This window comes from Methylobacterium sp. J-067, from assembly GCF_022829465.1.
GTDB lineage: Bacteria > Pseudomonadota > Alphaproteobacteria > Rhizobiales > Beijerinckiaceae > Methylobacterium > Methylobacterium litchii.
In genome coordinates this window covers 43,185-54,738 of record NZ_JAKSXZ010000140.1, presented here as the reverse complement: position 1 = coordinate 54,738, position 11,554 = coordinate 43,185, and the positions used below count along the sequence as shown (strand labels likewise).

Here is an 11,554-nt window from a genome sequence, read left to right as displayed (position 1 = left end):
GCAGACATGATCGGGAGTCAGGACCCGGCGACCGTGACACATCAGAGCTTCGACATTTCACAAAATCAACAGATGCAGGCCCTCTCTGCCCTCAACGAGCGCGCCAGGGAGATCTTCCGGCAGATCGTCGAGAGCTACCTGACGACGGGAGAGCCGGTGGGCTCGCGCAACCTCGCGCGCATCCTGCCGATGGCGCTCTCCCCGGCCTCCATCCGCAACGTGATGGCGGATCTGGAGCATTCCGGCCTGATCTTCGCGCCCCACACCTCGGCGGGGCGCCTGCCGACCGAGCAGGGCCTGCGATTCTTCGTGGATGCCATGCTCGAACTCGGCGATGTCGGGCAGGACGAGAAGGACCGGATCGAGGGCCAGATGCGCGCGGTCGCCTCGCGCCACACCTTCGAATCCGCGCTGACGGAGGCGTCGAGCCTCCTGTCGGGCGTGTCGCGCGGGGCCGGCGTGGTGCTCACCACGAAGGCCAATGCGAGCCTGAAGCATATCGAGTTCGTGCGGCTCGACCCCGCCCGCGCCCTGGTGGTGCTGGTCTCGGATGACGGCAGCGTCGAGAATCGCCTGCTCGACCTGCCCCCCGGCCTGCCAGCGGGGGCGCTGCAGGAGGCGACGAACTACCTCAACGCCCGCCTCGCGGGGCGCACCCTCGGCGTGCTGCGCGCGGAGATTGAGGTGGGCCGCCTCGCGAAGAAGCGCGAGTTGGACGAACTCACCGAGCGGCTGGTGGATGCCGGCCTCGCGACCCCGGTCGGGCCCTCGGAGGCGCGGCAACTCATCGTGCGCGGACAGGCCAATCTGCTGGACGACCTGCGCGCGGCCGAAGACCTGGAGCGCATCCGCCTGCTGTTCAACGACCTGGAGACGCAGAAGGACGTGATCGACCTCCTCGCCCGCGCCGAGCAGGGGGAGGGGGTGCGGATCTTCATCGGCTCCGAGAACAAGCTGTTCTCGCTCTCGGGCTCGTCGCTCATCGCGGCGCCGTTCCGCGACGGGTCGCAGAAGATCGTCGGCGTGGTCGGCGTCATCGGCCCGACGCGGCTGAACTACGCCCGCATCGTGCCGATGGTCGATTACACCGCCCGCGTCGTCTCGAAGCTACTCGACGGCGGGCGGTGATCGTTCGCCCGCTCAGGCGGGGATCACGTCCACGATCTCGTAGGTGTCGGGATCGATGATGACGATGTCGTCGCGCACGAGGATGAAGTCGTAGCCCTCGTAATCCGGCACCAGCTCCACGATGGCCGGCGGCAGACGGTGCAGCCGCACCGAACGCGGGATCGCCGTGCCGACGCTCAGCGCGAAGTCCACGCTGTCGAGGCGCGAGACACCGCCCCGCAGGAGCGACTGGCGGAACTCCGTGCGCCGCCCGGTGTCGAGGCGGGAATAGCCGCCGCGCACCCCACCCCCCTCTCGACCGCCACGGACGCCCGGCCCCCGCTCGGCACCGCGCCGCTCGCCGGCCGCACCCGGCCCGTTCCGGCCATCGGGACCGCCGCGCTCGGCCGCCCCATTGCGCTCGCCGGGTCCGCCACGCTCGCCGCGCTCGCCGGGGCCACCACGATCACCGCGTTCGCCAGGGCCACCACGCTCCGCGCCGCCCCGCTCGGCCGCGCCGCCGCGTCCGGCCGGGCCACCCTGCTCGGCCGCGCCACCGCGCTCGGCGGGTCCACCACGTTCCGCCCCGCCGCCGGCCGCCGGGCCGCGCCCGCCGCCTTCACCGCCGCGCATCCCTGCACCGCCGCCTGCGCCACCCGGACCCGCCGCGCCCGGTCCACCCGCGCCGGGGCCGCCGCTCGCGCCGCCGCCCGGACCGCCACCGCCGCCCGGACCGGCCGCCGCGCCCCCGGCGCCACCGCCACCGCCGGCCCCGCCACCGGGTCCACCCTGGGCGAAGGCCGTCGTCGCGCCCGCCATGATGACCGCTGCGGCCACTGTGCTGCGAAGAATCCTGTTCATCTGCCGTCCACCGTCCCAGAGGGCGCGCCCACCGGACGCTCGACCCGGGCCGGAACGGGGACGGAATCGAAACCGTTCCGGCATCGTTCGTCCAAGGCTGGTGACAAGCCGCCGCGTCTCCCACACGCGAACGTGAGGGACCCTTGCGGGCGGGGGTTGGGGCTGTAACGTCCGCCCAAGCCCGAGAAGCCGGCGCAGTGTCGGCCCAGCGAGTCCCGGAGACGCCATGTCCGCACCTCCCGCCGGCCGTATCACCATCACGTCGGAGCCCCACGACGCGGCCGACCGGCGCCGCCGCATCTTCGCGATCGTCGGCTCTTCGTCCGGCAACCTCGTCGAGTGGTACGACTTCTACTGCTACGCCTTCTTCGCCCTCTACTTCGCCCCGGCCTTCTTCCCGAAGGGCGATTCCACCAGCCAGCTCCTGCAGACGGCGGGCATCTTCGCGGTGGGCTTCTTCATGCGCCCGGTGGGCGGCTGGCTGTTCGGGCGCATCGGCGACCGGGTCGGGCGGCGGACCTCCATGGTCATCTCCGTGCTGATGATGTGCTTCGGCTCGCTGCTGATCGGCATCCTGCCGACCTACGACACCGTGGGTACCCTGGCGCCGGTCCTGCTGTTGCTGGCGCGGATGATCCAGGGCCTCTCTGTCGGCGGTGAGTACGGGACGTCGGCCACCTACATGAGCGAGGTCGCCATCAAGGGACGGCGCGGGTTCTTCGCCTCGTTCCAGTACGTCACTCTGATCGGCGGGCAGCTGCTCGCGTCCCTGGTGCTGGTCGGCCTCCAGGCCGTCATGACGAGCGCGGAACTCACGGCCTATGGCTGGCGCATCCCGTTCTTCATCGGCGCGGGCCTCGCGGTCGTTGCGCTCTACCTCCGTCGTTCCCTGGCCGAGACCAAGGAAGCCGGCGACAAGGAGAATGCCGGCACCTTCAGCGAGCTGTTCAAGCACTGGCGGGCGTTCTGCGTCGTCCTCGCCTACACGGCCGGCGGCAGCCTGAGCTTCTACACCTTCACGACGTACATGCAGAAGTATCTCGTCAACACCGCCGGGATGCCGAAGACCTCGGCCTCACAGGTCATGACCTGGGTTCTGCTGGTCTACATGCTGATCCAGCCGATCTTCGGCGCCCTGTCGGACAAGATCGGCCGCAAGGCCAACATGATCCTCTACAGCGGCCTCGGCATGCTGATGGTGGTGCCGATCATGTCGTTCCTGCACACCAACAAAGACCCCTACTTCGCCTTCGCGATGATCACCCTCGGGCTGGCGGTTATCTCATTCTACACGGGCATCAGCGGCATCGTGAAAGCGGAGCTGTTCCCCACCAACGTCCGGGCGCTCGGCGTCGGCCTGTCCTATGCCCTCGCCAACGCGATGTTCGGCGGCACCGCCGAGTACGTGGCGCTGTGGTTCAAGGATGCGGGGATCGAGACGACCTTCTTCTGGTACGTGACGATCATGCTCGCCATCGCCTTCGTGGCCTCGCTGATCATGCCGAACCCGAAGGTTCATGGCTATCTCGACGGCGACGGCACGGTGGAAGAGGCGTTGGGCAAGAAAAAGAAGGCGGGGCTCGCGACCGCCTGAACGAAAAAGGGGGCGGGCCTCGCGGCCCGCCCCCCTTCATTTCGACGAGGACCGGTCTCAGTCCTGATCGATCTGCTTGCCGATGATGGCGATGGCCCGCTCGTAGACCTGGGCCGCGTTCCAGCCCTGGAGGGCCGCGAAGTTCGGCTCGCCGGGCTGGTAGCCCGCGCCGCGCTGCCAGCCATGGGCCTTCAGGAAGTTCGCCGTGGAGGAGAGGGCCGCGCCGACGTTGTTGAGGTCGCCGCCGGTGCCGTAGTTCAGCACGTTCTTCGGCAGGAACTGGGTGTGGCCGATCTCACCGTGGGCCGCACCGCGGGTGCCGGCCGAGATGATGCCCCGGTCGATCAGGGTAAGGGCGGCGCGGAGCTGATCGGTGAAGTATTCCGAACGGCGGCAATCGTAGGCGAGAGTCGCGACGGCCGAGAGGGTGTTCACGTTCCCCTTCACGGCACCGAAGCCGGTCTCCATGCCCCAGATCGCCAGGAGCGGGCCCGGCGGCACGCCGTAGCGCTGCTCGATGGAATCGAACAGGGCGGCGTTGGTGCGCTTCAGGGCGCGGCCGCGCTTCACGATGGTGGCGGCGCCGCGCTTGGCCATGAACTGGTCGAGGGAGAGCTTGAAGCTGTGCTGCCCCCGGTCGGCCGAGATGGTGGCGGTGGAATAGCTGGTGCCGGCGAGGGCATCGAGGCTTTCGGCGCTGGCGCGGCCCCGGTTCTCGGCGATGAACTCGCGCTTCCAGGTCTCGAACCCGGCCGAGGTGTTGCCGCACTGGGCGGCCTGCGCCTCGGTGAGGGCGCCGCCGAGCAGGCCGAGCGCCGCGACGGCGAGGCTGAAGTGACGCATGCGTGCAGCCACGGGAAACTCCTGAAATTCCGGCCGGACGGAATGGTCCGTTCGGCAATATCGTTGCGGTCTAAAGCATATCGCGAAGGTTGGCGCACGCTGGGACGGCCCCAAGACGTGCGGATTCCCCCCATCCGCGACAGAAGTGATCGCAGCGTGGTTTCCGAGACGCTTCCGGCCTCACGGGAGCCAGGATCTCGCGGCAAGGCCCTCGCGGCGCCGGTCGAACCGAGCGGATCGCGAAGCGTTTGAGCGAGGCGGCGGGGAGGCCGGCGAATGCGAAACGGTCGGGGACGATGACGAAACCCACCTTTGCGGATGCACCGGAACTGGCGGGCGTGCAGCTCGTGACACCAGCCGGCCTCGATACCCCGAGCCCAGCCTTCAAGATCATCAGCTGGAATCTCCTGCGGCGGGTGGGGGCGGCCATCGAGGACGTGATCGCCCTGATCGAGCAGGAATCGCCCGACCTGTTGCTGATGCAGGAGGCGACGCGGGCCATCGGGTTCCTGAAGGAGCGCGTCGGCGGCCATTACGCCTGGGCGCCGCTGCCGGGGCGCATCCACGGGCTCGCCATGTGGAGCCCGACCCCGTTTCCGAGCCCGCCGCGCACGGTCACGCTGCCCTCCGGCGCGGTGGTCCACCGGGTGTGCCAAGTGGTCGACCTCGGCACGTTCGGCATTGCCAACGTCCACCTCTCGCACGGACAGATGCTGAACCGGCGGCAGTTGCGGCGGATCGTGACGGGCCTTCCGCCCCGCGCGGCGGTGCTGGGCGATTACAACATCGTCGGCCCGGCCATGGTGCCGGGGTTCCGCGACATCGGCCCCCGGCGGCCGACCCATTCGATGATCGAGGTGCTGCCCCTGCGCCTCGACCGCTGCATCGCCAGGGGGCTCGTGTGCCGGGAGAGCGCGGTGCTGCCGCGCGGCCCCTCGGACCACCGGCCCATCGTCGTGCATCTCTGCCCGGAGCCGGAATCGCCCGCGCCGCTCAGAGGTATGGCAGCAGCAGCCGAACGCCTGCGTCGCGCAAGCGCACGGGCAAGAATCGGTTTGCGAGATCCTTCTCGGTAAGCGGCAGGTCCATCTTCGCCCGGATCAGCGCATCGATCTGCCCGGCGAGATCCGCGTCGATCACCTCGACGTTCAGCTCGAAGTTCAGGCGGAAGCTGCGCATGTCCCAGTTGGCGCTGCCGACGAAGCACCACACGTCATCGACCACCATCGCCTTGGCGTGGTCGAACGGATCGCGGTCGAGATAGACCCGCACGCCCGCGCGGATCAGCACGTCGAGATGGGCGCGCATCGCCCAATCGATAAACCGGTGATCGCTGACCGCCGGGATCACCACCTCGACGGAGATCCCCCGCGTCGCGGCCTGGATGAGGGCGCCGGTCACGAGTTCGTCCGGCAGGAAGTAGGGCGTCGCGATCCGCACCCGGCGGCGGGCGCAGTTCAACGCCTGGATCACAACCTGCTCGATCTTCTGCACGTCGGCATCGGGCCCCGACGTCACCACGCGGGCCACGCAGTCGCCGACGGCGGGCGCCTCCATGAACCAGGGCGGCCCGTCGAGGCTCTCGCCGTCGGCGAAGGCCCAGTCCGCCGTGAAGGCCGTGACGAGCTGGTCCACCACCGGCCCCTCGAACCGGAAATGGATGTCGCGGATCGGATCCCGGGGCTTCGTGCTCACGCGGTTCGCGGCGGCGATGTTCAGCCCGCCCGTGAAGGCGACCCGTCCGTCGAGGATCAGCAGCTTCTTGTGGTTGCGCAGGTTCAGGAACGGCATCCGCCAGGGGAGGGCAGAATGCATGAACAGGGCGGCGGGCACGCCGGCCGCGTGCAGGCGCTTGTAGGCCGGCGTCCGGAAATAGCCGCCGCCGATCCCGTCGATGATGACCCGCACCTCGACGCCCCGGCCCTTGGCCTGCGCCAGGGCCTCGCAGAATTCGCGGCCGGTCGCGTCATCGCGGAAGATGTAGCTCGTCATGGCGACGCTCGCCCGCGCGTCTCGAATTCCGGCCAGCATCTCCGGGTAGGCTGCGTCGCCGTTGCGGAACATCCGCACCCGGTTGCCGATGAGCGCGGGCGCGCCGGTGATGCGCCGGATCGCCCGGTCCAGAGGCCACAGGGTTTCCGGCACGACGGCATCGTCCGCATCCGGCGGCGGCACCGCCTCGGAGGGGCGCCCGCGCATCTTCCGCGCCCGGCGATAGACGCGGTTGATGCCGAGCAGCAGGTAGAGGGCCGATCCGAAGATCGGCGAGAGCCACGCCAGCCCGATCCACCCCACGGCCACGCTCACGCGCCGCTTGCGCAGCAGCGCATGCACCGTCACCGCGATGGCGAGGCAGACGCCGACCAGCGCCTCCACGTCCGCCCGCAGCAAAGCGGTCGAGTTGATCCAACGATAGACGACCTGGTCCACTGGCATCCCATGCGGCTGAAGCCTGCGGGCGATATAGCCCAGCCTCGGCGCAAGTCTGCCCGTTCGGTGCGCCTTCTCAGCGCTTGGGCGGTGGATCGCAGCGGAACTCGCTGCCGTCGAGGGCGCCGTAGACGATGCGGCCGCCCGCATGGAGGCAGCGCGTCTTCGCCGCTTCAAGCGGCCGGTGAAAGGTCCAGATCGTGATCATCGGCATCACGGTGGCGAGGCAGACGCCGCCGATAAGGAGCGCCGCCGCCCAGGTCGGGCCGTCGCGCTCGGGCCGGGGAGGGCGCGGGGGCGGCATCGACCCGTAGAAGGCCAGGGTCAGGCCGATCAAGTCGGTGGTGGCTGTCATCGCCCGTCCCGCACCGGCGGCCCGCCTCTGCGGGACAGCGGACAGATTAGGGCACGGCGACCGCGCCGCCTACCACCGGGGAGGCGCGGCGGATCACCCCTCCCAGACGGGCGCCCGCTTCTGCAGGAAGGCGTCGATGCCCTCCTGCGCGTCGGCCATGGCCATGTTCCGCGTCATCACCTGCGCCGTGTAGGCGTAGGCCTCGTCGAGAGTCATTTCGCCCTGCCGGGCGAAAGCCTCCTTGCCGACGGCGAGCACTTTCCGCGCCTTTGCGGCGATGCGGCCCGCCATGTCGGCGACGCAGGCGTCCAGGCGGTCGGCGGGCACCACGCGGTTCACGAGGCCGATGCGCAGGGCCTCGGCGGCGTCGATAGGCTCGCCGAGCAGCAGCATCTCCATCGCCGCCTTGCGCGGCACCACCCGCGAGAGGGCGACCATCGGCGTCGAGCAGAACAGGCCGATCTGCACGCCGGGCGTGGCGAAGCGCGCCTCCGCGGTGCAGATCGCGAGATCGCAGGAGGCGACGAGCTGGCAGCCCGCCGCCGTGGCGATGCCGCGGACCTGCGCGATCACGGGCTTCGGCAGGCGCACGAGGCTCGTCATGAGCCGGGCGCATGTCCGGAAGAGGTGGTCCGTTGTCTCGGGCGAGGAATCGGCGCGCATTTCGCGCAGATCGTGCCCGGCGCAGAAGGCGGGTCCTGCAGCCTTGAGGACCACCACCCGCACCGAATCGTCCTCGCGGATCGCGTCGAGGGCGTCCTGCAGGGCGTTCATCAGCGCCAGCGACAGGGCGTTGCGCGCCGCTGGGCGGTTCAGCACGAGGGTGGCGATACCCTCCGCATCGTGCCGGAGAAGGACGGGCTCAGCAGCGGTCAACGGCGTCTCCCTTCGGGCTCTGCGGCCCTCAGGAGACGGATCTAGCATACCCGGCCGGGCTCGGCATGCTCCGCCAGGGCGTGGTCGAGCCGGGCGAAATCGGCGCCGGGGCCGTTCCACCACAGGGGCGGCAGGCGGCCGAGCCGGCCGAGCGCCCGCGCGTAGTTCGGCGCCAAGGCGCTGTCCACGATGGCGAGGCTGGCGCCCGAGAGCACGAGGGCGAGTTCGTGTTCGCCGGTCGCCGGATCGAGATCCTTCGTCCGGGCGCCGACCCAGGCGAGGCCCTGCCGGAGGGCCGCCGCCTCGAGGGGATCGGCCACCATCATCACGGCGAGGTCGCCGAAGCCGATGCCCTCGGCCCGAGCCCATTTGGCGCAGGCGCCGGGCACGAACGGCGAGGGGTTCTCCTCCATGGGAGCCGGGCGCAGCAGCGTCGGCTTCTCCAGGGAGGCGGGGTGAGTCACGCTGTATCTTGCGCCGAGCATGCGGTGAAAACCGGCCTGTTCATAAGCTGAACCATTCCGGGTTCGCGCGTCCCGGTTAAGACTTCCTGATCTCGGGCCTCTCGGGTGCAGCAAAACCGGCCGGAACCGGGCGGTTCGTGGGCGCAAAGCAGCTCATGGCCAACGTGGGATGAAGATTACGCAGAAAATCCGCCCTGGCCGGCGGGGACGGAACGTCTATCTGATGCCTTCGGAAGCGGCCCGCTCGACGAGGCCGCGACACACCGGAGGATTTCCTTGACCCGCCATTTCGCCCCGCTCGCTGCGGCCCTGCTGCTCTGCGGCCCGGCACAGGCCGAGATGCGCAACGCGCCCTCGCCGCGCGCCCTCGAATTCGCCGCCTACATCTTCGCGGCGTCCAACGTCTGCGGCTACCGGATCGGCGCCCCCGAGTTCGAAGCCCTGCTCGCCAAGCAGAACACCCGCGTCGCCGACGTCCAGGCCGGCGGCCCGTTCGGCAACCGCGTCCAGACGATGTTCACCCTGATGTCGAACCAGATGCAGATGAACCGTGACGGCGCGTGCCTCGCCGTGGCCGGCGAATACGGGCCGGAGGGCAACGTCGCCAAGAACGTGCTGCAGCCCTCCGCCGAGGTGCCGAAAGCCCCGGAGCCGGCCAAGCCCGCGCAGTAGCGCTCAGCCGAGCCGCCACTCGATCGGCGCTAAGCCCCGTTCGGCAAGCCACGCGTTGGCCCGGCCGAACGGGTCGGAACCGGGAAAGTCCCGCGCCCGGTTGAGGGGCGAAGGATGCCCGCTCTCGATGATCGCGTGGCGGGAAGGGTCGATCAGCCCGGCCCGCGCCCGCGCCTGCGCCCCCCACAGGAGAAACACGGCGGGTTCGTCGCGCGCGGCGACCGCCGCCACCGCCTCGTCGGTGAGCGCCGCCCAGCCCGACCGCAGATGCGCCCCGGCCTTGCCGGCCTCGACGGTGAGGGCGCTGTTGAGGAGCAGCACCCCCTGCCGCGCCCAGGGCGTGAGATCGCCCCCCGCCTCGCGGGGCGAGCCCGCCTCGGCCAGGATGACCTTCAGGGAGGCGGGGAGGCGCCCCTTGCCCACGTAGGAGAATGCGAGCCCGTTGGCGTCGCCCGGCGTCGGATACGGGTCCTGCCCGAGGATGACCGCCTTCACGGACGGCAACGGCGTTTCGCGCAGCGCCCGGAAGATGTCGCCGGGGGCCGGCAGGACCTGCGCCCCTGCGGCGATGCGTCCATCGATCGTCTGCGCCGCCCTGTCGGCCGCGCCGTCGCGGAAAAAAGGCAGCGTGAGCCAGGGTGAACCGCTCTCGCGGAACGCGGCGAGGGCGGCGGCGACGGGCCGGTCGGTCATCGGGCTGTGGAGATCCTAAGCCGGGACGGCATTTGCCGCCGCGTGCCGCGTCTCTATACCGGTATGCACGCGGCACCGCAGCAAGGGTGCCTTCGCCGGAGCCGCCCGGCGACCTACATAGGGGCGACTTCCCGCCCAGCGGGTCCGAACTCAGCTTCGAAAGGGAATCGGCGCCAGGGCGCCGGAACGCTCTGATGAACGAACGTATCGAACCAGCCGCGCTCGCCAACAACCGCCCCGTCCCCGCCCGCGAGAACGGGACGCGCGGCCTGCCGGGCGACCATCCGCAGGTGCGCTGGGGTCGCGTCGGCGTTCTCTTGATGAATCTCGGTACGCCCGAGGGCACGTCCTACTGGCCGATGCGCCGGTATCTGAAGGAGTTCCTGTCCGACCGCCGGGTCATCGAGGTGCCGCGCCTGATCTGGTGGCCGCTGCTCAACCTGATCATCCTGTCGAAGCGGCCTGGCCCCAAGGGGAAAGACTACGCCAGCGTCTGGAACAACGACCTGAACGAGGGGCCGCTCAAGACGATCACCCGCGGCCAGAGCGACAAGCTCCAGGCGGCGATGGGCGACAGCGTCGTGGTCGATTGGGCGATGCGCTATGGCAAGCCGGAGGTGGCGGGCCGCATCCAGGCGCTGCTCGACCAAGGCTGCGACCGCATCCTGCTCGTGCCGCTCTATCCGCAATACGCGGCGGCGACCTCAGCCACCGCCTGCGATCAGGCGTTTCGCGCCCTCATGGACATGCGCTGGCAGCCGACCGTGCGCGTCTCGCCGCCCTATCACGACGATGCGGTCTATATCGAAGCCATGGCGCAATCGATCCGCGAGGGTCTCGCCAAGCTCGATTTCGAGCCGGAGGTGATTCTCACCTCGTTCCACGGCGTGCCGCGCAGCTACCTGCTGAAGGGCGACCCCTACCATTGCCAGTGCCACAAGACCGGCCGCCTCATCCGCGAGGCGCTGGGCCTGTCGCCGGACAAGATGCGCGTGACGTTCCAGTCCCGCTTCGGCAACGAGGAATGGCTGAAGCCGTATACCGACGAGACGGTGATGGACCTCGCCAAGTCCGGCGTGAAGCGCATGGCCATCGTGGCCCCGGGCTTTACCGCAGACTGTCTTGAGACCCTGGAAGAACTCGACGGCGAGAACCGCCATTATTTCGAGGAGAACGGGGGCGAGCGATTCGCCTACATTCCCTGCCTCAACGACACCGATCTCGGCATGCGCGTGATCGAGCACGTCGTTCGCCGGGAACTGCAGGGCTGGCTGTGACAACCACTTAATCGACGCGGATCATGCCGGTTGCGCTTGCTGCGCGGCCGGCGCGGCCTATCATTCCCTCACCCGGCGCGAGTCCGGTCCAAATGGGAGGGTCGTCGCGTGGCGTTCTTCATCGGTATCGCCTGTCCGTGGATCCTCGTCATCGTGCTGGATCGGCTGTCGGAGGCACGGCGCGTCTCCGAACTGGAATCCCTCGGCGTCACGCCGCAGCCCGCGAACCACTCCGCCTACCTCATGAAGCCCGACCGTCCGTATTAGTCGGACGGCCCTTCCCTCGACCTTATCCTGAGGTGCCCGCCGTGGCGGGCTTCGAAGGAGGGCTCCAGTTGGCTCCACGATCCCTGGAACTCTCCCTCGAGGCTGCTTCGCAGCA

13 protein-coding genes are annotated in these 11,554 nt (G+C 69.6%); 6 read left to right on the top strand and 7 right to left on the bottom strand.

Annotated features, from left to right (window positions below; all coding sequences use genetic code 11):
* Positions 1 to 72 precede the first annotated feature (72 nt).
* Positions 73 to 1,128: a heat-inducible transcriptional repressor HrcA gene (gene hrcA, locus MKK52_RS21180; RefSeq protein ID WP_243957333.1), complete on the top strand. Its 1,056-nt coding sequence runs from the start codon at positions 73 to 75 to the stop codon at positions 1,126 to 1,128.
* A gap of 12 nt (positions 1,129 to 1,140) precedes the next feature.
* Here hrcA and MKK52_RS21175 read toward each other — a convergent pair whose 3' ends face one another.
* Complete coding sequence (locus MKK52_RS21175; protein WP_243957331.1) at positions 1,141 to 1,968, bottom strand: DUF1236 domain-containing protein; 828 nt, start codon at positions 1,966 to 1,968, stop codon at positions 1,141 to 1,143.
* A 226-nt stretch (positions 1,969 to 2,194) separates the two neighbouring features.
* Between MKK52_RS21175 and MKK52_RS21170 the strand changes: the two genes are divergently transcribed.
* Positions 2,195 to 3,562: an MFS family transporter gene (locus tag MKK52_RS21170; RefSeq protein ID WP_243957329.1), complete on the top strand. Its 1,368-nt coding sequence runs from the start codon at positions 2,195 to 2,197 to the stop codon at positions 3,560 to 3,562.
* Between the two features lie 57 nt (positions 3,563 to 3,619).
* Here the strand turns inward: MKK52_RS21170 and MKK52_RS21165 are convergent, their stop codons facing one another.
* Positions 3,620 to 4,405: a lytic transglycosylase domain-containing protein gene (locus tag MKK52_RS21165; RefSeq protein ID WP_243957733.1), complete on the bottom strand. Its 786-nt coding sequence runs from the start codon at positions 4,403 to 4,405 to the stop codon at positions 3,620 to 3,622.
* Positions 4,406 to 4,701: 296 nt separating this feature from the next.
* On the opposite strand from MKK52_RS21165, the gene MKK52_RS21160 reads away from it, so the two are divergent.
* Positions 4,702 to 5,481 carry an endonuclease/exonuclease/phosphatase family protein gene (locus MKK52_RS21160; RefSeq protein ID WP_243957327.1) on the top strand — a complete coding sequence of 260 codons (780 nt, stop codon included), beginning with the start codon at positions 4,702 to 4,704 and terminating at the stop codon, positions 5,479 to 5,481.
* On the opposite strand, the gene MKK52_RS21155 is transcribed toward MKK52_RS21160, so the two are convergent.
* The 4 genes from MKK52_RS21155 to MKK52_RS21140 form a co-directional block, all read right to left on the bottom strand.
* The gene (locus MKK52_RS21155) at positions 5,399 to 6,835 is read right to left on the bottom strand and encodes a phospholipase D-like domain-containing protein (RefSeq protein ID WP_243957325.1); all 1,437 of its coding nucleotides are present in this window, start codon (positions 6,833 to 6,835) and stop codon (positions 5,399 to 5,401) included. The two genes, MKK52_RS21160 and MKK52_RS21155, sit on opposite strands and share 83 nt — an antisense overlap.
* A 76-nt stretch (positions 6,836 to 6,911) precedes the next feature.
* Positions 6,912 to 7,190: a hypothetical protein gene (locus MKK52_RS21150; protein ID WP_243957323.1), complete on the bottom strand. Its 279-nt coding sequence runs from the start codon at positions 7,188 to 7,190 to the stop codon at positions 6,912 to 6,914.
* 93 nt (positions 7,191 to 7,283) lie between these two features.
* A complete protein-coding gene (locus MKK52_RS21145) occupies positions 7,284 to 8,114 on the bottom strand; it encodes an enoyl-CoA hydratase (RefSeq protein WP_409564709.1) in 831 nt (276 codons plus the stop codon).
* Complete coding sequence (locus MKK52_RS21140) at positions 8,108 to 8,530, bottom strand: AMP-dependent synthetase (RefSeq protein WP_243957319.1); 423 nt, start codon at positions 8,528 to 8,530, stop codon at positions 8,108 to 8,110. Before MKK52_RS21140 ends, MKK52_RS21145 begins: the two co-directional genes overlap by 7 nt.
* A gap of 339 nt (positions 8,531 to 8,869) precedes the next feature.
* Between MKK52_RS21140 and MKK52_RS21135 the strand changes: the two genes are divergently transcribed.
* Positions 8,870 to 9,202 carry a hypothetical protein gene (locus MKK52_RS21135; RefSeq protein WP_243957731.1) on the top strand — a complete coding sequence of 111 codons (333 nt, stop codon included), beginning with the start codon at positions 8,870 to 8,872 and terminating at the stop codon, positions 9,200 to 9,202.
* Between the two features lie 3 nt (positions 9,203 to 9,205).
* Here MKK52_RS21135 and MKK52_RS21130 read toward each other — a convergent pair whose 3' ends face one another.
* The gene (locus MKK52_RS21130) at positions 9,206 to 9,895 is read right to left on the bottom strand and encodes a uracil-DNA glycosylase (RefSeq protein ID WP_243957318.1); all 690 of its coding nucleotides are present in this window, start codon (positions 9,893 to 9,895) and stop codon (positions 9,206 to 9,208) included.
* 194 nt (positions 9,896 to 10,089) lie between these two features.
* Here MKK52_RS21130 and hemH point away from each other — a divergent pair, with 194 nt between their 5' ends.
* Both hemH and MKK52_RS21120 read left to right on the top strand, forming a co-directional pair.
* Positions 10,090 to 11,172: a ferrochelatase gene (gene hemH, locus MKK52_RS21125; RefSeq protein WP_243957316.1), complete on the top strand. Its 1,083-nt coding sequence runs from the start codon at positions 10,090 to 10,092 to the stop codon at positions 11,170 to 11,172.
* A 108-nt stretch (positions 11,173 to 11,280) separates the two neighbouring features.
* Positions 11,281 to 11,439, top strand: a complete 159-nt coding sequence (locus MKK52_RS21120; RefSeq protein ID WP_243957314.1) for a hypothetical protein — start codon at positions 11,281 to 11,283, stop codon at positions 11,437 to 11,439.
* Positions 11,440 to 11,554: the final 115 nt, after the last annotated feature.

Excerpts from the sequence above, each read along its gene's own strand:
- MKK52_RS21165 (WP_243957733.1), bottom strand. The coding sequence starts at position 4,405 with ATGCGTCACTTCAGCCTCGCCGTCGCGGCGCTCGGCCTGCTCGGCGGC.
- MKK52_RS21130 (WP_243957318.1), bottom strand. The coding sequence starts at position 9,895 with ATGACCGACCGGCCCGTCGCCGCCGCCCTCGCCGCGTTCCGCGAGAGC.
- hrcA (WP_243957333.1), top strand. The coding sequence starts at position 73 with ATGCAGGCCCTCTCTGCCCTCAACGAGCGCGCCAGGGAGATCTTCCGG.
- hemH (WP_243957316.1), top strand. The coding sequence starts at position 10,090 with ATGAACGAACGTATCGAACCAGCCGCGCTCGCCAACAACCGCCCCGTC.
- MKK52_RS21145 (WP_409564709.1), bottom strand. The coding sequence starts at position 8,114 with ATGCTAGATCCGTCTCCTGAGGGCCGCAGAGCCCGAAGGGAGACGCCG.
- MKK52_RS21170 (WP_243957329.1), top strand. The coding sequence starts at position 2,195 with ATGTCCGCACCTCCCGCCGGCCGTATCACCATCACGTCGGAGCCCCAC.
- MKK52_RS21160 (WP_243957327.1), top strand. The coding sequence starts at position 4,702 with ATGACGAAACCCACCTTTGCGGATGCACCGGAACTGGCGGGCGTGCAG.
- MKK52_RS21175 (WP_243957331.1), bottom strand. The coding sequence starts at position 1,968 with ATGAACAGGATTCTTCGCAGCACAGTGGCCGCAGCGGTCATCATGGCG.
- MKK52_RS21135 (WP_243957731.1), top strand. The coding sequence starts at position 8,870 with ATGCGCAACGCGCCCTCGCCGCGCGCCCTCGAATTCGCCGCCTACATC.
- MKK52_RS21150 (WP_243957323.1), bottom strand. The coding sequence starts at position 7,190 with ATGACAGCCACCACCGACTTGATCGGCCTGACCCTGGCCTTCTACGGG.